At 74.1% G+C, this 16,909-nt stretch carries 16 protein-coding genes; 11 read left to right on the top strand and 5 right to left on the bottom strand.

Features of this window, described 5'->3' with window-relative positions:
- Positions 1–444: 444 nt before the first annotated feature.
- The 8 genes from ABH931_RS34975 (at position 445) to ABH931_RS34940 (ending at position 7,471) form a co-directional block, all read left to right on the top strand.
- A complete protein-coding gene (locus ABH931_RS34975) occupies positions 445–1,536 on the top strand; it encodes a patatin-like phospholipase family protein (RefSeq protein WP_370122722.1) in 1,092 nt (363 codons plus the stop codon).
- A 154-nt stretch (positions 1,537–1,690) separates the two neighbouring features.
- Positions 1,691–1,993 (top strand): urease subunit gamma, encoded by a 303-nt coding sequence (locus ABH931_RS34970; protein WP_370122719.1) that lies wholly within the window; start codon positions 1,691–1,693, stop codon positions 1,991–1,993.
- Positions 1,994–2,006: 13 nt separating this feature from the next.
- The gene (locus ABH931_RS34965; protein ID WP_370122716.1) at positions 2,007–2,318 is read left to right on the top strand and encodes an urease subunit beta; all 312 of its coding nucleotides are present in this window, start codon (positions 2,007–2,009) and stop codon (positions 2,316–2,318) included.
- Entirely contained in the window at positions 2,315–4,063 is a 1,749-nt protein-coding gene (locus ABH931_RS34960; RefSeq protein WP_370122714.1) for an urease subunit alpha, read from the top strand. Before ABH931_RS34965 ends, ABH931_RS34960 begins: the two co-directional genes overlap by 4 nt.
- 25 nt (positions 4,064–4,088) lie before the next feature.
- Entirely contained in the window at positions 4,089–4,775 is a 687-nt protein-coding gene (locus ABH931_RS34955; protein ID WP_370122711.1) for an urease accessory protein UreF, read from the top strand.
- Between the two features lie 34 nt (positions 4,776–4,809).
- The gene (gene ureG / locus ABH931_RS34950; RefSeq protein WP_370122709.1) at positions 4,810–5,496 is read left to right on the top strand and encodes an urease accessory protein UreG; all 687 of its coding nucleotides are present in this window, start codon (positions 4,810–4,812) and stop codon (positions 5,494–5,496) included.
- Positions 5,493–6,248 (top strand): urease accessory protein UreD, encoded by a 756-nt coding sequence (locus tag ABH931_RS34945; RefSeq protein WP_370122706.1) that lies wholly within the window; start codon positions 5,493–5,495, stop codon positions 6,246–6,248. Before ureG ends, ABH931_RS34945 begins: the two co-directional genes overlap by 4 nt.
- A gap of 56 nt (positions 6,249–6,304) precedes the next feature.
- Positions 6,305–7,471 carry a hypothetical protein gene (locus ABH931_RS34940; protein WP_370122704.1) on the top strand — a complete coding sequence of 389 codons (1,167 nt, stop codon included), beginning with the start codon at positions 6,305–6,307 and terminating at the stop codon, positions 7,469–7,471.
- 55 nt (positions 7,472–7,526) lie between these two features.
- On the opposite strand, the gene ABH931_RS34935 is transcribed toward ABH931_RS34940, so the two are convergent.
- Positions 7,527–7,997, bottom strand: a complete 471-nt coding sequence (locus ABH931_RS34935) for a hypothetical protein (protein WP_370122701.1) — start codon at positions 7,995–7,997, stop codon at positions 7,527–7,529.
- Positions 7,998–8,334: 337 nt separating this feature from the next.
- Between ABH931_RS34935 and ABH931_RS34930 the strand changes: the two genes are divergently transcribed.
- Positions 8,335–8,727: a hypothetical protein gene (locus tag ABH931_RS34930; RefSeq protein ID WP_370122699.1), complete on the top strand. Its 393-nt coding sequence runs from the start codon at positions 8,335–8,337 to the stop codon at positions 8,725–8,727.
- Positions 8,728–8,761: 34 nt separating this feature from the next.
- Here ABH931_RS34930 and ABH931_RS34925 read toward each other — a convergent pair whose 3' ends face one another.
- The 3 genes from ABH931_RS34925 to ABH931_RS34915 form a co-directional block, all read right to left on the bottom strand.
- A complete protein-coding gene (locus ABH931_RS34925) occupies positions 8,762–9,613 on the bottom strand; it encodes a PIG-L family deacetylase (protein ID WP_370122697.1) in 852 nt (283 codons plus the stop codon).
- Between the two features lie 108 nt (positions 9,614–9,721).
- Entirely contained in the window at positions 9,722–11,794 is a 2,073-nt protein-coding gene (locus ABH931_RS34920; RefSeq protein ID WP_370122695.1) for a sigma-70 family RNA polymerase sigma factor, read from the bottom strand.
- Positions 11,791–12,120 (bottom strand): YciI family protein, encoded by a 330-nt coding sequence (locus ABH931_RS34915; protein ID WP_370122693.1) that lies wholly within the window; start codon positions 12,118–12,120, stop codon positions 11,791–11,793. Before ABH931_RS34915 ends, ABH931_RS34920 begins: the two co-directional genes overlap by 4 nt.
- A gap of 231 nt (positions 12,121–12,351) precedes the next feature.
- On the opposite strand from ABH931_RS34915, the gene ABH931_RS34910 reads away from it, so the two are divergent.
- Complete coding sequence (locus tag ABH931_RS34910) at positions 12,352–12,636, top strand: hypothetical protein (protein ID WP_370122691.1); 285 nt, start codon at positions 12,352–12,354, stop codon at positions 12,634–12,636.
- Positions 12,637–12,800: 164 nt separating this feature from the next.
- Here ABH931_RS34910 and ABH931_RS34905 read toward each other — a convergent pair whose 3' ends face one another.
- The gene (locus tag ABH931_RS34905; protein WP_370122689.1) at positions 12,801–13,139 is read right to left on the bottom strand and encodes a hypothetical protein; all 339 of its coding nucleotides are present in this window, start codon (positions 13,137–13,139) and stop codon (positions 12,801–12,803) included.
- A gap of 669 nt (positions 13,140–13,808) precedes the next feature.
- On the opposite strand from ABH931_RS34905, the gene ABH931_RS34900 reads away from it, so the two are divergent.
- Positions 13,809–16,898: an EAL domain-containing protein gene (locus ABH931_RS34900; RefSeq protein ID WP_370122687.1), complete on the top strand. Its 3,090-nt coding sequence runs from the start codon at positions 13,809–13,811 to the stop codon at positions 16,896–16,898.
- The last annotated feature ends 11 nt before the right edge of the window (positions 16,899–16,909 follow it).

Here is a 16,909-nt window from a genome sequence, read left to right as displayed (position 1 = left end):
GCCCGCTCCGCTGCCGTGCCCGCTCCGCTGCCGTGCCCGCTCCGCTGCCGTGCCCGCTCCGCTGCCGTGCCCGCTCCGCTGCCGTGCCCGCTCCGTTGCCGTGCCCGCTCCGTTGCCCTGCCGGGCCGCCAGGCGGGAGCCAGCTGCCGGGCGCCGCGGCACGGCCTGCCCGCTCCGCTGCCCTGCCGGGCCGCCAGGCGGGAGCCAGCTGCCGGGCGGGGCGTCACGGCCTGCCCTGTCCCGTCCGCCTGGGCTGCCCTGCCCCGCCCGGCGCGCCGGGCTCTGCCTGCCGCGCCGCGCCGGCCCGCGTAGCGTGGGAACGACCGTGGCCCGTCGACGCCGCACCGCTGCCGGTCTCCGCCGGCCTGGCGTGGCGTGGGCGCGGTGCCGCGTGAGCAGCCGGTACGACCGGTGGCATGACCCGGAGCGGAAGGCGGACCGGCCATGGAGTCCCGAACGGCGGGAGGCGAGAGCGGGGGAGACGAGTGCGCGTTTCGCGCGTCCGCCGGGGCGCGTCGTGGGCTGGTGCTGGGGGCCGGCGGCAGCCTGGGCGCGGCCTGGACGGTCGGCGCGCTGTGCGCCCTGAGCGACACCCTCGGCTGGGACCCGCGGACCGCTGAGGTCATCCAGGGCACGTCCGCCGGCGCCATCGTCGGCGCCCTGCTCGCCCTCGGCGTGAGTCCGGCGGACCTGCGCGACCACCAGCGCGGAGCCCAGCCGGTCGGCGGGCCCATGGGCGAGGTCCGGATCGACTACGACACGTGGGTGGGCGGCTCCCTGCCGCACCTGCCCGGTCTCGGGATCGGCTCCCTGACGATGCTGCGCGGCCTGGTCGGGCATCCGCACCGGATGCCGCTCCCCACCGTGCTCGCCGCCGCCGCGCCACCGGGCCGTGGCAGCCTCGCCGGCGTGCGCGACCTCTTCGACCAGCTCGGCATGGGTGACCGCTGGTCCGCGAACCGGGCCCTGAACGTGGTCGCCGTCGACCTGGACACCGGCCGGCGCGTGCGGTTCGGCAGCCCGGACGCGCCCGGCACCGACCTCGCCTCCGCCGTGACCGCCTCCTGCGCGCTGCCCGCCTGGTTCGCGCCCGTGCGTATCGAGGGGCGCCGCTACGTCGACGGCTGCGCCTGGTCGGACACCAACGTGGACCTGCTCGCAGGGGCAGGGCTGGACGAGGTCTTCGTGCTGGCCCCCACCTGCGCCCGCGAGACGGACCACCCCCGCGGCGTCCCCGCCCGGATGGAGCGTCGGCTGCGCCGGAGCTCCACCGCGCGCCTGCTGAACGAGGCCCGGGAGGTGCGGGCCGCCGGCTGCCGGGTGCACGTGCTGGTTCCCGGTCCGGAGGATCTGGCCGCCATGGGCGCGAACCTGATGGCCGCCCAGCACCGCCTGACCGTCCTGGAGACGGCCCTGCGGACGACGACGGCCGCCCTCACCGGGACCGGGACCGGCACCGAGACCGAGACCGAGACCGGGACCGGCACCGGAACCGGAACCGGAACCGCGACCGGTGCGCCCCCGCCGCTGACGTAGTCCCGCCTCGCGCGCCGGGACGAACCCGGCCGGGCGAACTGACGCACCACGGCCAAGTTCTGCGCCCGCCGAGGTCCCGCATCCGGTAGCGTGGCCGAACCCGCGGCACGAGGGAGTGCTCGCGTCCGTCCTCCCCCGCAGGAGTTCCGACGCCATGAGACTGACCCCGCACGAGCAGGAACGGCTGATGATCCACGTCGCCGCCGACGTCGCCCTGGCCCGCCGGGCCCGCGGGCTGCGGCTCAACCATCCCGAGGCCCTGGCCATCCTCACCGTGCACGTCCTCGAGGGTGCCCGGGACGGACGCGCCGTCACCGAGCTGATGGCCTCCGGACGCACCGTCCTGGCCCGCGACGACGTGATGGAGGGAGTGCCCGAGATGATCCACGACGTCCAGGTCGAGGCGACCTTCCCGGACGGCACCAAACTCGTCACCCTCCACGACCCCATCCAGTGAAGGGAGCCCGTCGGTGATCCCGGGTGAACTGCTCCTCGACGACGAACCGGTCGGCCTCAACGCGGGCCGCGAGATCAGCGAACTGACGGTGCTCAACACCGGCGACCGCCCGGTCCAGGTCGGCTCCCACTACCACTTCGCGGAGGCCAACCCGGCCCTGCGCCTCGACCGGGCGGCGGCGCGCGGCCTGCGCCTGAACATCCCCGCCGGCACCGCCGTCCGGTTCGAGCCGGGCATCGTGACGACGGTCGAGCTGGTTCCGCTGGCGGGCCGGCGCACGGTGTGGGGCCTGCGCGGCGAGACCGCCGGACCGGTGGACGCATGACCGGCGACGCGGACGAGACGCCCGCGCTGACCGTCACCCGGCGCCGCTACGCGGACCTCTACGGCCCCACCACCGGAGACCGCATCCGCCTCGCCGACACCGATCTGCTGATCGAGGTCGAGCAGGACCGCTGCGCGGGCGGCGACGAGGCCGTCTTCGGCGGCGGCAAGGTGATCCGCGAGTCCATGGGCCAGGGCCGCGCCAGCCGCGCCGAGGGCGCCCCGGACACCGTGATCACCGGTGCCGTGGTGCTGGACCACTGGGGCGTGGTCAAGGCCGACGTCGGCATCCGGGACGGACGGATCAGCGCCCTGGGCAAGGCCGGCAACCCGGACACCATGGACGGGGTCGACCCGCGCCTGGTCATCGGGCCGGAGACGGAGGTGATCGCCGGGAACGGGCGGATCCTGACCGCCGGAGCCGTCGACGCCCACGTGCACTTCATCTGCCCGCAGCTGTTCGAGGAGGCCCTCGCGAGCGGGGTCACCACCCTGCTGGGCGGCGGCACCGGCCCGGCCGAGGGTTCGAAGGCGACCACCGTCACGCCCGGCTCCTGGCACCTGGCGCGGATGTTCGCGGCCGCCGAGCACTATCCGGTCAACCTCGGCCTGCTCGGCAAGGGCAGCACCGTCTCGGCCGAGGCGTTGCGAGCCCAACTGCGCGGCGGTGCGGTCGGCTTCAAGATCCACGAGGACTGGGGGGCCACCCCGGCGGTCATCGACGCCTGCCTGCGCGTGTGCGAGGAGAGCGGCGCCCAGCTGGCCCTGCACACCGACACGCTGAACGAGGCCGGCTACGTCCACGACACCCTCGCCGCCATCGCTGGACGCGGCGTCCACGCCTACCACGCCGAGGGCGCGGGCGGCGGCCACGCCCCCGACATCATCACGGTCGTGTCCGAGTCGAACATCCTGCCCAGCTCCACCAACCCGACCCGCCCGCACACCCGCAACACCCTCGCCGAGCACCTCGACATGCTGATGGTCTGCCACCACCTCAGCGCCGACGTCCCCGAGGACCTGGCCTTCGCCGAATCCCGCATCCGCCCCAGCACCATCGCCGCCGAGGACGTGCTGCACGACCTCGGCGCCATCTCCATCATCAGCTCCGACTCACAGGCCATGGGCCGCATCGGCGAGGTGGTCCTGCGCACCTGGCAGACCGCACACGTGATGAAGCGCCGACGCGGCGCCCTGCCCGGCGACGGCCGCGCCGACAACCGGCGGGCCCGGCGCTACGTCGCCAAGTACACGATCAACCCCGCCGTCGCCCACGGCCTGGACGACGAGATCGGCTCCGTCGAGCCCGGCAAACTCGCCGACCTGGTCCTGTGGACGCCTGCCTTCTTCGGCGTCAAACCCGACCTGGTGATCAAGGGCGGTCAGATCGCCTGGGCGCAGATGGGCGACGCCAACGCCTCCATTCCCACCCCCCAACCCGTGCTGCCGCGCCCGATGTTCGGCGGCATCGGGCGCGCCCCGTCGGCCAACTCGGTCAACTTCGTCACCCCCTGGGCGCTGGAGGAGCACCTCCCGCAGCGGCTCGGCGACGCGCTCGGCGTCGCCAAGACCTTCGTCGCGGTCAAGGACACCCGTGCGGTGCGCAAGGAGCACCTGCGGGAGAACACCGCCCGCCCCCACGTCACCGTCGATCCCGACACCTTCACCGTCCGCATCGACGGTGAGGTCGTGGAACCGCACCCGGTGACCGAACTGCCCATGGCCCAGCGCTACTTCCTGTTCTGAACACCGCCCGGCCCGAAGGAAGGACGTGCGCGTCATCGCAGAGCCCGCTCACACCTCGGCGCTGCTCGTGCTGGCCGACGGACGCTTCCCGGCCGGCGGACACGCGCACTCCGGCGGCCTGGAGGCGGCCGTCAAGGCCGCCCGCGTCGAGGACCCGGCTGCTCTGCGGTCCTTCTGTGTCGGTCGCCTGCACACCACGGGACTCACCGTGGCCGCCCTCGCCGCCGCGGCCGCGTCCGGCACCGACCTGTCCGCCCTCGACGAGGCCGCGGACGCCCGCACGCCCTCACCCGCGCTGCGGGCCGCCTCGCGCCGTCTGGGCCGCCAGCTCCTACGGGCCGCTCGCGCCGCCTGGCCTGCCCCGGCCCTGGACACCCTCGCCACCCGGTTCCCCGGCGGCGCGCACCAGCCGCTCGTTCTCGGCGTCACCGCCACGGCGGCGGGCCTCGGCCCGCGCGACGTCGCGACCGCCGCCGCCTACGAGAGCGTCTCCGGCCCGGTGACCGCCTGCGTGCGGCTGCTGGGCCTGGACCCGTTCGAGGCCACCGCCGTCCTGGCCCAGCTGGCGGACGCGATCGACCGGGTGGCACGCGACGCGGTGGCGGCCGCCGCGACCGGCGACGTCGACGCGCTGCCGACCGGCGGCGCGCCGCTGCTGGAGATCACCGCCGAGGACCACGCCCGCTGGCCCGTCCGCCTCTTCGCCACCTGAACCCCGCCCCCGACCCCCTTGGAGCCGGACCGACATGCACCGCGACCCCGACCTCCCCACCCACGACCACCACGCCGCCTCTGCCGCCGTCCTGCCCGGCACGCGGACCCGCCGCGCCCTGCGCATCGGCCTGGGCGGCCCGGTCGGCTCCGGCAAGACCGCCACCGTCGCGGCCCTGTGCCGGGCCCTGCGGGACGAACTGTCCCTGGCCGTGGTCACCAACGACATCTACACCACCGAGGACGCCGAGTTCCTGCTGCGCAACGCCGTTCTGCCGCCCGAACGGATCACCGCGGTGGAGACCGGCTGCTGTCCCCACACCGCCATCCGCGACGACATCAGTGCCAACCTCGAGGCCGTCGAGGATCTGGAGGCGACCGTCGGCCCCCTCGACCTCGTGCTGGTCGAGAGCGGCGGCGACAACCTCACCGCGACGTTCAGCCGCGGCCTGGTCGACCATCAGATCTTCGTCATCGACGTCTCCGGTGGCGACAAGATCCCCCGCAAGGGCGGCCCGGGGGTCACCGGCTCCGACCTGCTCGTGGTCAACAAGACCGACCTCGCCCCGCTGGTGGGCGCCGACCTGTCCGTCATGGCCCGCGACGCCGCCGCCCAGCGCGGCGCCCTCCCCGTCGTGTTCTGTTCCCTCGTCCAGCCCGACGGCGTCGCCCCCGTCGTCGCCTGGGTGCGCGAACGGCTGGCCGACTGGCACCGCCGGTGAGCACGGTCGACGCCGTCGCCCGCATCCGCGCCACGCTCGACGCGCACGGCCGCACCGTCCTGCCCGAGCTCGTCGGCGACGGGCCCCTCGCGCTGCGCCGCAGCCGCCACCCCGACCACGACACCGCCGCCCACGTCGTCCTCGTCGGCGCCATGGCCGGACCGCTCGGCGGAGACCGGCTGCGCATCGTCGTCGACCTCGAACCGGGCGCCCGCCTGCTGGTGACCAGCGCCGCCGCCACCCTCAGCCTGCCCGGCCGCGAACCCGCCCCCGCCCACTACGACCTCGACCTCACCGTCGGTCCCGACGCCGAACTGACCTGGACCCCGGAACCGGTCGTCGCCTGCACCGGCAGCGACCTGCGTCTGCGGACCTGTCTGCGGCTGGCCCCCACGGCCCGGCTGCTGTGGCGCGAGGAGCAGATCCTCGGCCGTCACGGCGAACCCCCGGGCCGCCTGGCCTCCCGCCTCACCCTCCGCCGGGACGGGCGCCTGCTGCTGGACCAGGCCACGGACGTCGGAGAGGGCGCCCCGGCGGGCTGGGACGGCCCGGCGGTCCTGGCCGGCCACCGCGCCCTGGGCCAGCTCCTGACCACCGCTCCGCTGTCCCCACCCGCCGGCGGGCTCGCCGCGTCCTTCCCCCTGGACGACACCTTCACCCTGCTCAGCGCCCTCGCCCCGGACGCGCACACGCTGCGGCAAACACTCGCGTCCGCCCCGGCGTCACCCGAGCGCCACCCGGCGCTGAGGTAACCCGGACGGTCCCCCTCGTCGCGCGACCGCGCCACCGGCTCCGTAGCGTCCGAGGCATGACCGCCGACCAGACCGCCGACGCCCCGCGGCTCGCGCCGGACGGCGCCGTCGGCGCGCCCGGCGCGGCGCCCGCGCGCGGCCTGCGGCCCGCCGCCCTCGCCGTGGGCGGCTATCTGCTGGTCCGTGCTGTCGGCGTCGCGGTCCTGTGGCTGTGGGGCCGCGCCGAACATCGGACACTCGGCGTCCTGCTGGGCAAGCTGTGGGACTCGTCCTGGTACGTCGGCATCGTCGTCCACGGGTACGACAACGGCGCGTCCGCCTTCTCGAACATGGCGTTCTTCCCGTTCTTCCCCTTCACGGCGCGCCTGCTCACCCTCGCCTCCCCGCTCTCCGCGCCCGCCGCCGCGGTCGCCACCGCGTGGCTCGCCGGCTGCGCGGCGGCCTGGGGCCTGTACGCGATCGGGAACCGCCTGGACGGCCCGCGCACGGGTATCGTCCTCGCCCTGCTGTGGGGCAGCCTCCCGCACGCGGTGACCGAGTCGATGGCCTACACCGAGAGCCTGTTCACCGCGCTCGCCGCCTGGACCCTGTACGGCGTCCTCGCCTCCCGCTGGATCACGGCGGGGATCCTGTGCCTGCTGGCGGGCCTCACCCGCCCGACCGCGACCGCGCTGATCGCGGCCGTGTGGCTGGCCGCCCTCGTCGCGGTCGTCCGAGGGCGGGGCGGCCGTCGGGCCCTGCTCGCCCTGCTGCTGGCTCCGCTGGGTTGGCTCGGCTATCTGGCCTGGGTCGGCCGGCGCGTCCACCGCCTCGACGGCTGGTTCCACATCCAGAGCGCGGGCTGGGGCTCGTCGTTCGACGGCGGCCGCTACACGCTGCACGAGGCCCGCACCATCCTGACCACCCCGGTGCCGTTCGACCTCTACCTGGTCACCCTCGTCCTGGCCCTGGCCGCCGTGCTGCTGGTCCTGTCCGCCCTGGACCGCCAGCCCTGGCCGCTGCTGCTGTTCAGCGCCCTGCTGCTGGCCCTGGCCGTCGGCGGCGCCGGCTACTACAACGCCAAGGCCCGCTTCCTCGTCGCGGCCTTCCCGCTGCTGCTGCGCCCCGCGACCGCCCTCGCCCACGCGCGCACCAGCACCGCCGTGGTCGTGGTCGGCTTCCTGACCGCCGCCTCCGCCTACCTGGGCGGTTATCTGCTGCTGGTGTGGAACCACTCCCCATGAGGGCGCGCCCTCCGTGGGAGGGCGCGCCGTTCAGTCAGGCGGTCACTCAGTCTGTTCAGGCGGGCAGCGCCGGGAGCGGGACGCTGACCGTGGCCGGGACCCCGGCGGGCCGGTCGCCGGTGTAGTGGACCGTGACGTGCCCGTACGAGGGGCTGCCGGTCTGCCCGGCGCGGGTCCGCGGCTGATCGAAGGTCACCGTCACCGGATACGTGTGGAACCGTCCGTCGGCGCAGTCGGGCTTGCAGTCGTTGGCGTTGTCCGTGGCGGTCGCCGTGGCCGAGTCGGCCGTCCACGCGGTCCACTGGATGCCGGTGAGGTAGTTGTTGCCGTCGCCGCAGGCCAGCAGGTACGTGTCCGGCTGCGTTCGGGCCTGGCCCGCGCAGTCGACGAGAACCGTGCCGGTGGTCGACACGGCGGAGACGGCCTTGGGGGCCGGTCCGGTCGCGGCGGTCGCGGGAATCACGGCGGCGGTCACGGCCGCGGCGGTGCACAGCAGGGCCGTGCCGATCTTGGTGGCAGTGCGCATGGGCCTGCTCCCTCGTGTGGTGCGTCGAGTGGGCTTCTGCGGCGCACCATGCGCGGTGCCGCGCCAGTGGCGCGCTGAGGCTCTGCGGAGCCGGGTGACTTGTCCGGCTTTGCCCGTCCCGACACCATACGGTCCCGGTGTGGCGCAGGCCACAAGCACCTGCGGCATCTCGCCATGCGGACCCCATCATCGACCCTGCGGGCGCAAGTCGCCACGCTGCGTCACGCCACCGGCGGGCGTTGACGCACGGCGACAGGGGTGCCAGCATGACGCGGATCGCATCCGGAGGGGGCCGGTGACGAGGCGCCCTCCGCACATCACGGGGGAGAGCTCAGCTATGACGGATCAGGAACAGTACGTTCCGCACGTGCCGCCGGTGTACGTCGGCGAGCAGGTGCAGATCGGCACCGGCTTCGGCGGCATGAAGCCGGTCGCACAGAGCGGCAAGGTCTACCTGGTGGGCGGCGAGCTCGTCCTGGTCGGCACCAAGGGCCAGCTGCTGGACCGGGCGCCGGTCTCCCAGGTCTCCTGGAAGAAGACCTGGTACACGATGAACAGCGTGCTCTTCGTGACCATGGGGGAGCGGCGCTACTCGCTCGGCATCAAGACCGGCGGCCTCATGCTGCTCACGGGCGCGGCACGCCTGGTCGCGGGCAACTCCGCGGCCAAGGGCTTCGTCGAGGCCCTCGCCCAGGAGCAGGCCCGTGCGGGGGTCGGCCCCACCGGCTGAACCGCCGGGCAGGGCCGCCCGCCCGTGACAGGAGTCAGCGCAGCCCGGCGAACAGGTCGTTCTCCGGAAGGGCCGCGCCGGTGGTGTCACGGACCCGGACGAAGGTCTCCACGCCCATCAGCTCGGTGAACCGCTCCTTGCCCATCCGGAGGAAGAAGATGTTCTCGCCCTGGCTCGCGTGCGCGGCCAGGGCGTCGAACTTCTGGCCGCCGAACGCGGTGGTGTCCACCCAGGTGGTGATCTCCTCGTCCGGCAGCCCGATCTCCGGCATCTCCACCGCGGCGGCGGTCTCGTCACCCTCCGACGGCTCCGGCTCGTCCCAGTCGGCGCCGAACTCGCGCATGACCTCGCCGAACCGCTGCATCGCCGAGCGAGGGGCCGTCGTCCAGTAGACCTTCGGGGTCAGCTCGGTCAGCTCCAGCGCGGCCATGGTGATGCGGTTCGCCTGGATGTGGTCGGGGTGGCCGTAGAAGCCGTTCTCGTCGTAGGTGACGACCACGTCGGGCCGGTAGCGCTCCAGCAGTTCGGCGAGGCGGGCGGCGCCCTGCTCCACCGGGGTGCGCCAGAACGATCCGGGAGCGTCGTTGGCCGCCCAGCCCATCATCCCGGAGTCGGCGTAGTCCAAGGTCTCCAAGTGGCTGATCTGCAGCACCTCGCAGCTCGCCTTGAGTTCCTGCAGCCGCATCTCGGCCACGGCCTGCGGGTCGTGGCCGGGCTCGCCCGGCTTGATCCCGCCGGGCCCGTCACCGCAACCGCCGTCGGTACAGGTGACCAGCACCGTGCGGAAGCCCTCGGCCGCGTAGCGGGCCAGGACACCGCCGGTCCCGGTGGCCTCGTCGTCGGGGTGGGCGTGCACGGCCATCAGCGTCAGGGGCCGGTCGTTCATGAAACAGTCCTCCGGTACAGGTAGCGCTCGGACCCGCCCTGCGGCGCGCGGGCAGCCTCGTCGGGTGCAACGGTACGGCTCGGTCCGCCTGTTCCCGGCGGGCCGGACTCACCTCGCGGGCCGTGCGGGCCGGGCGCGCAACCGGCGCAGGGTGAACCCGCGACCGGCGGGGTCGAGCCGGCGGGTCGCCTGCTTGAAGAGGTACTCGGCCCGCTCGTACGACAGCCGGCGCCGGCCCGTGACCGGGCACCGGTCGGCGGGGTCCGGCGGGGTGCGCGCGGGGCCCGGCCGGCGGCTGGAGAGGAAGAGCGGGCCGTGATCGCGGCCTCGCGCCAGCTCGCGGACGAGCGGCGTGGTCCGGGGGTGCCAGCACAGGTAGGCCCCGCCGGAGCGGGCGCGGTGGTGGGGGAGGTCCAGGTCCTCGACGTCCAGCGCCAGCACGGCGGCCACCGCGGCGCCGGACTCGTGCAGCAGCGTCCACAGCAGACGGTCACGCGCGGGCACGGTGGAGTCACCCAGCAGGGCCCGCAGCGAGGAGCGCGGCAGGGGCGCCGGCCCGGCGGCCGGCGCCGCCGCACGACGCGGGACGGCGTCGGCCGCCGTCGTGAGGCCGGCCCAGGCCGCGAAGGACCGCAGCGCGCCGCGGTGCCGGTTCCACGTCGCCGGGGCCGCGTCACCCCAGGCTGTGGCGAAGACCCGCGCGATCTGGTCGGCGGTGATCTCGTCCAGCGCCGCGCTCTCGCCGAGTCCCGTGCGCAGGCGGCGCAGGGTCTGCTCGTAGGAGCGCCTGCTGGCGGGGTCCAGGGCGGCCTGCGCGAGGAACTCGACCGTGGCCGGGCCGAGTTCGCGCCCACGGTGCGCGTCCTGGCCCCCCTCCGCCCGGCGCAGCAGGAAGGCCCGTTCGGCCGCGTTGCGGGTCAGCCCCGCCGCACGGCGGAACTCCGCCCGTGCCTCGGCCGTGCGGCCCAGACGTTGCAGCAGGTCCGCGCGGACACTGGGAAGCAGGTGGTAGTCCTGGAGCGCCGGATCCAGGTGGAGAGAGTCCGCGAGGTCCAGCCCGGCCTGCGGGCCCTCGGCCCGACCCACCGCCACGGCGCGGTTGAGCTGGACGACCGGGGTGGGCAGCAGGTGGGCCAGGGCCTCGTAGAGGGCGGCGATCTGGGCCCAGTCGGTCTCCCCGGCGGTGCGGGCCTGCGCGTGGCACACGGCGATCGCCGCCTGTAGCAGGTACGGGCCCGGTGGCCCGGGGCGGCGCCCGGCGAGCAGGTCGCGTGCCCGCAGCATCGCCTCGAAGCCCCGCCGGATCAGCAGCGGATCCCAGCGTCCCCGGTTCTGCTCGTGCAGCTGGACCGGTTCCCCGTCCGGGCCGGTGCGCGCGGCCTGCCGGGAGGCCTGCAGCTCCATGAGGGCGACCAGGCCGTGCGCCTCGGGTTCGTCGGGGGCCAGGTGGGCGAGCGTCCGGCCCAGCCGCAGCGCGGTCAGGCACAGGTCGGGGCGGATCAGGTCCTTGCCCAATGTCGCCGCGTAGCCCTCGTTGAACAGCAGGTAGACGACCTCCAGGACCGGCCCGACGCGGTCGGCCACCTCCCCGGCGTCCAGCGCCGCCGTGAAGTCGACGCGGTCGCGCGCCAGCAGGCGTTTGCCCTCGGCGATGCGGCGGGTGACGGTCGTGGTGTCCAGCAGCAGGGCCCGGGCGATCTCGTCGGGGGTCAGGCCGCCCAGCAGACGCAGCGTCAGCGCGATCCGTGACTGCGGCGGCAGCACCGGGTGGCAGGTGAGGAAGAGCAGGCGCAGGACGTCGGCCGGCTCGTCGGCCTCCCCGGCCGGCGGACCCGGCTGTGCGGTGTCCTGCTCGCGGGCGAGGTCGGCCTGGCCGCGCTCCTCGCGTTCGGCGCGGCGGACCCGGTCCACGGCGCGCCGCTTGGCGACCGTGGTCAGCCAGGCGGCGGGGTTGGCGGGGACGCCGGTGGCCGGCCACTGCTGGAGCGCGGCCACCACGGCGTCCTGGGCGACCTCCTCGGCGGCCCCGACGTCGCGCGTGATCCGGACGACGGCGGCGGTGATCCGCGCGGATTCCAGCCGCCACACAGCGGCGACGGCAGCCTGCACGTCCACGCCGTGGGCGCCGGCCGGCCGGGCGGCGGAGGTGCCGCCGCCCGGGCCGTCCGAGGGTGGCGTCACGGTCCGAAGACCTGCTGGACGATGCTCTCGCCGTCACCCACGATCCGGCGGAAGCGCCGGGCGAGCTCGACGGCCTCCTCCTTGGAGGCCACCTCGACCAGGGCGAAGCCGGCGACGGCCTCCTTGGCCTCGGTGAAGGGGCCATCGGTCACGGTGAGGTCGTCGCCGCGGGAGACCAGCCGCACGCCCTCGGGGGCCAGGCCGCCGGTGGCGAGCAGGATTCCGGCGGCGGTCATCTCCTCGACGAACGCGGCCATTTCGACGAAGAGCTTCTCGTCAGGGGCGGGGGTGGTGTCGGTGCTGCGGGCGGTCATCAGGTAACGCATGGGATGTGCTCCTCCGTGTCGGGGCGCCGGTGTCCGGGGCGCCTTCTGCCTCTACGTCGATCGGCGCAATGTGACAGGGAACGCGCTGCTGACCTCAGCATATGTCGCAAGGCGTGGCCGTCGGCCGGGCGACCGCGCGGCCGTGATCTCCGGGACCACGGACAGGCGGCATCCGGGCGCGTACGGTGAACTCCACGCGGATCCGAGAACAACGCGCACACGGGGGAACTGATGCGAATCAAGACGATCACTGCTGCCTGCGCACTCGCGGCGGCCGCCTGCCTGGCCCTCGGCGCGCCGGGTGGCGGCCGGGCTCAGCAGGCCACCGGCGAGGGGAACACCTTCGACAGCGTCCCCGCCTGGTCCGGTGGCCCGTACCAGCTGGACACGCGAGCCGGCGCGTACGTGCCCGCGGACACCACCGGCAACATCGATGTCGCCCCGGTCCGGTGGGCCGAGTGGAACACCATGGTCCCCGAGGCGGTGACCCCGGCCGCCGACGCCCTTTCGGCGTGACACCCGGGGCGGGAGCCGCCCGGGGCGGGAGCCACCCGGGGCGGTTCCCGCCCGGCCCTACGCGCCCGGCCCTACGCGCCCGGCCCTACGCGCCCGGTCCTACGCGCCCGGTCCTACGCGCCCGGTCCTACGCGCCCGGTCCTACGCGCCCGGTGCCGCGCCGGTCAGGACCCGGCGCGGACGCGGGACAGGTTGGCGCGCTCGACCTGCCTGGCGGTGCGGCGGACCGAGAAGCGCATATCGTGCTGCTTGGCCCCGTTGAAGACGGTCTCGAACATGGCCGCGGGCGCGGAGCGCAGGACCAGGTCCGTCCACGGGTAGGGGCGCCGCGCCCCGGGGGCGCCCAGGACCGCCCAGGCCCAGTGCACGGCCGCCAGCGCGGTGGCCTCGTCCGGCCACGCCTCGCCCCGGCGAGCGGTCGCGAACAGTTCCTCACGCTGGGTGTGGTCCAGTGCCACCCACCGCAGCCGGGATTCCTCACTGACCCAGCGCGCCTGCTCCATGACCCGTTCCTTCCAGCGGTTCGCCGGGCCCCGCACCGACCCGCAGCGCAGCCTAACCGGCGCCCTTCCGGGCGCTGCCCCCGGGCCCGGTGCTCCCGGCCGGCCCCGGTCCGGGCCCCGCCGGCCCCGGCCCCGCCTGGCCCGGGAAGCGGGGCCCGGTGTCAGCGCGCCCACCTCGGCGTCGCGACGGCGCCGCCGTCGCTCGCCCCGGTGCCGGTCCCGCACGCGGCCGCGGGCCGTGCCCCGACCGGCACCGTCGCCCTGGTACGTCTGCCAGTTGACGCTCTTTCCGCTCAGGGGCGACCGCCTTCGGCGGTGAGAGCCGATCCGCCGCCCGCGCTCCTTCGCGCGGGTGCACCCGACGGCGCGCCGACAGGGCCCCGGCCCCGGCACAAGTGCACATGCAGGTCACGGGGTTGAGGTATACGGTTGTGGCAGGTGGGGCCCGAACTGCTCAAAGCCCTGAGGAGGACCGCGAGAGCCCGGAACCCGGCCCGCCGCGCGCATCGAGTGCGGCCGGCGGCGTCCCGGACGACCCGTATCCGTGCCGCGTGCGGCCCCGACGCCTGCGTCGGTCGTCCGCCCTGTGCCGTTCAGGCGCGTGAGGTGGCAGCTGTGGGATCTCCGCGACGATCACGACCCTTTCTGCTGGCCGGTTTCCTCGTCTGGGTGGCCGCGCTCACGGGCGTGTACTACGCCCTCTCGAACCAGCGGCTGATCTTCGTCGCCATCGGGCTGAGCGGCGTCACGGCCATCGGCGTCGGAGTGCTGACCAACCGCCCCGCCAGCCGCCTGCCCTGGCTGCTGCTCGCGGCGGCCAACCTCAGCTTCGCCGCGGGGGAGGCCGCGCAGATCGTCCTCATCCAGTTCCTGCACGAGGACCCGTTCCCTTCCGTCGCGGACGGTTTCTACCTCGCCACCTACGGCTTCTACGCCGCCGGGCTGCTCGGCTTCGTGCGCTGGCGCACCGCCAGTCGCGACCGGGCCGGCCTGATCGACGCGCTGACGCTCACCGTGGGCCTGGCGCTGCTGATCTGGATCTACGTCATCGTTCCCTACGCGCGCACACCCGGGCAGACCCGGCTCCAGGAGGCGATCTCGATCGCCTACCCGCTGGGCGACATCCTGGTCCTGGCCATGCTGATGCGTCTGCTGGCCCAACGCGGCGGCAAGAGCGTCTCCGTGGTGCTGCTCACCGTCGGCACCGTCGGCCTGCTAGCCTCCGACATCGCCTACGCGCGCATCCAGCTCTACGGGACCTGGCACACCGGCACGATCGTCGACCTGGGCTGGGCGGTCTTCTACGGCGCCTGGGGCGCCGCGGCGCTGCACCCGTCCATGACCACGCTGACCGAACCGGTCGCCCCCACCCGGCCTGAGACGGCGCGGGGCCGCCTGACCCTGCTCACCCTGGCCTCCCTCATCGCGCCGCTCATGCTGCTGCTGGCCGCCGCCCGGGGCGACACCCGCAACGCCGGGGTGATCGGGGCGTTCTCCGCCGTGCTGTTCTTCCTGGTGCTCTACCGGCTCTCGGGCGTGGCGGCCACCCACCGGCAGTCCGTCACCCGTGAGCAGGCCCTGCGGGTGGCCGTCGGTGCGCTCGGCCAGACCTCCTCCGCCTACGACGTCGCGGTCGCCGTCGACGCGGCCGCAGCCGCGCTCCTGGCCGACCATCCGGGCCAGCAGGCCCTGTTCACCATGCGGAACGACAGCGGTACCTGGCTGATGCCCGCCGTGCAGGGCCACCCCGACCCTGCCGATCCGCCCCTCGGTGAGACTGCTCGCTCGCTCGCCCCCGATCACCGGCCCCGGCAGGTCCCGGTGGCGGACCTGCCGATGTCACTGGCCGCGCGGCTGGGCGGTCTGCGGACCGCCTTCATCTGCCCGATGGCCCTTCAGGAGCCCGACGGGCCCGACCCGCTAGTCGGAGTCCTCGTCGTCGCCGGGGACGACCGGGACCTGACCATGCTCCACGACAGCCTGGTCACCCTGGTCAACCAGGCGGCCCAGGCGTTGCAGCGGATCCTGCTCAGCCGTGAGGTCAGCAAGCGCGACAGCGAGGCCTACTTCCGCACCCTGGTGCAGAACGCGTCCGACCTGATCCTCATCCTCGACGGGGACCGCATCCGCTACGCCAGCCCGTCGGCCGGCCAAGTGCTCGGCTCCTCACGGTTGGTGGGCTGCCAGATCACCGAACTGGTGCCGCCGCAGGAGGCCCAGGCCGTGCTGCGGGCGCTGCGCCAGATGCGCGACCACGACTACAGCGGGCGGCGCGAGCACTGGCGCATGCTCCGCACCGACCAGGCGACCATCGAGGTGGAGGTCCGCTGCAGCGACCTGCGCGAGGACCCCACGGTCGGCGGGCTCGTGCTGACCCTGCGCGACGTCACCGAACAGCGCAAGCTGGAGAAGGAACTGACGCACCGTGCCTTCCACGACCCGCTCACCGGCCTCGCCAACCGGGTGCTGTTCAACGAGCGGGTCACCCACGCCCTCAACCAGAGCGCACGCGAGGGGATCGTGGTGGGCGCCCTCCTGGTCGACATCGATGACTTCAAGGTCATCAACGACGTGATGGGCCACCCGGTCGGCGACGAGCTCCTGGTCGCCCTCTCGCTGCGCCTCTCGACGACGATGCGCGCCTCCGACACCGCTGCGCGCATCGGCGGTGACGAGTTCGCCCTGCTCATCGAGGACCCGATGACGCCCCACGACATCGAGGTCTTCGCCGACCACATTCTGGAGGTCTTCGCCGAACCGTTCCGGCTGAGTGTCGGACCCGTCAGCGTCTACGCCAGCATCGGGATCGCGACCACCGAGGACAGCTTCGACCCCACCGAACTGCTGGCCCACGCCGACCTGGCCCTCTACGAGGCCAAGACCGCGGGCAAGCGGCAGTGGCGCCGCTACCACCCCGCCCTGCAGACCGGCATGGTGGAGCGCCACGCGCTGCAGGAGAGCCTGGACCGGGCCGAGGTGGAGTCCTTCGAGGTCTACTACCAGCCCATCGTGGAGCTGGCCACGGGCCGCGTGGCCGGCTTCGAGGCGCTGCTGCGCTGGCCCCACGCCACCCGCGGCATGGTGATGCCGGACCAGTTCATCAACCTCGCCGAGGAGAGCGGCCAGATCGTCCCCCTCGGCAGCTGGGTGCTGGTCCAGGCCGCCAAGGAGGCCGTCGGCTGGCAGGCCCTCGCGGCCGAGGGAGCGCAGGCGCAGAGCCCGCTGGCGCCGCCCTACGTCAGCGTCAACGTCTCCCCGCGCCAGTTCCGCGACCACAGCTTCCTCGACGTCATGCAGTGGGCACTGGACCGCTCGGGGGTCGATCCGCGATCCCTGGTACTGGAACTGACCGAGACCCTGCTGATCCGGCGTGACGAGCGCATCACCGCCGACATGCACGCGCTGACCGACATGGGCATCCGCATCGCCATCGACGACTTCGGCACGGGCTACTCCTCACTCAGCTACCTGCGCGAGTTCCCGATCTCCATCCTCAAGATCGACAAGTCGTTCACCGACGAACTGGGCCGCTCGCCACAGCAGTTCGCCCTCGTCGAGGGCATCGCCCATCTCGCCGACACCCTCGGCATGAAGGTGATCGCCGAAGGCGTGGAGAACGAGGTCCAACAGGAGCTGCTGATCTCCATGGGCTGCCCGCTCGGACAGGGCTACCTGTTCGCGCGGCCGATGGACGCCGAAGCCGCTCAGTCGCTCGTGCTCGACGAGGCCACCGGCATCGCCTCCCGCAAGGCCGGCTAGCACGCGGCAGG

The sequence above is a fragment of the Streptacidiphilus sp. MAP12-33 genome (assembly GCF_041261265.1).
GTDB lineage: Bacteria > Actinomycetota > Actinomycetes > Streptomycetales > Streptomycetaceae > Streptacidiphilus.
The sequence above is the reverse complement of the archived record's forward strand: the minus strand, read 5'-3'. Positions and strand labels throughout refer to the sequence as shown.

Bases quoted from the DNA above. Each gene is read 5' to 3' on its own strand.
- ABH931_RS34975 (WP_370122722.1), top strand. From the start codon at position 445: ATGGAGTCCCGAACGGCGGGAGGCGAGAGCGGGGGAGACGAGTGCGCG.
- ABH931_RS34970 (WP_370122719.1), top strand. From the start codon at position 1,691: ATGAGACTGACCCCGCACGAGCAGGAACGGCTGATGATCCACGTCGCC.
- ABH931_RS34960 (WP_370122714.1), top strand. From the start codon at position 2,315: ATGACCGGCGACGCGGACGAGACGCCCGCGCTGACCGTCACCCGGCGC.
- ureG (WP_370122709.1), top strand. From the start codon at position 4,810: ATGCACCGCGACCCCGACCTCCCCACCCACGACCACCACGCCGCCTCT.
- ABH931_RS34940 (WP_370122704.1), top strand. From the start codon at position 6,305: ATGACCGCCGACCAGACCGCCGACGCCCCGCGGCTCGCGCCGGACGGC.
- ABH931_RS34935 (WP_370122701.1), bottom strand. From the start codon at position 7,997: ATGCGCACTGCCACCAAGATCGGCACGGCCCTGCTGTGCACCGCCGCG.
- ABH931_RS34930 (WP_370122699.1), top strand. From the start codon at position 8,335: ATGACGGATCAGGAACAGTACGTTCCGCACGTGCCGCCGGTGTACGTC.
- ABH931_RS34925 (WP_370122697.1), bottom strand. From the start codon at position 9,613: ATGAACGACCGGCCCCTGACGCTGATGGCCGTGCACGCCCACCCCGAC.
- ABH931_RS34915 (WP_370122693.1), bottom strand. From the start codon at position 12,120: ATGCGTTACCTGATGACCGCCCGCAGCACCGACACCACCCCCGCCCCT.
- ABH931_RS34910 (WP_370122691.1), top strand. From the start codon at position 12,352: ATGCGAATCAAGACGATCACTGCTGCCTGCGCACTCGCGGCGGCCGCC.
- ABH931_RS34905 (WP_370122689.1), bottom strand. From the start codon at position 13,139: ATGGAGCAGGCGCGCTGGGTCAGTGAGGAATCCCGGCTGCGGTGGGTG.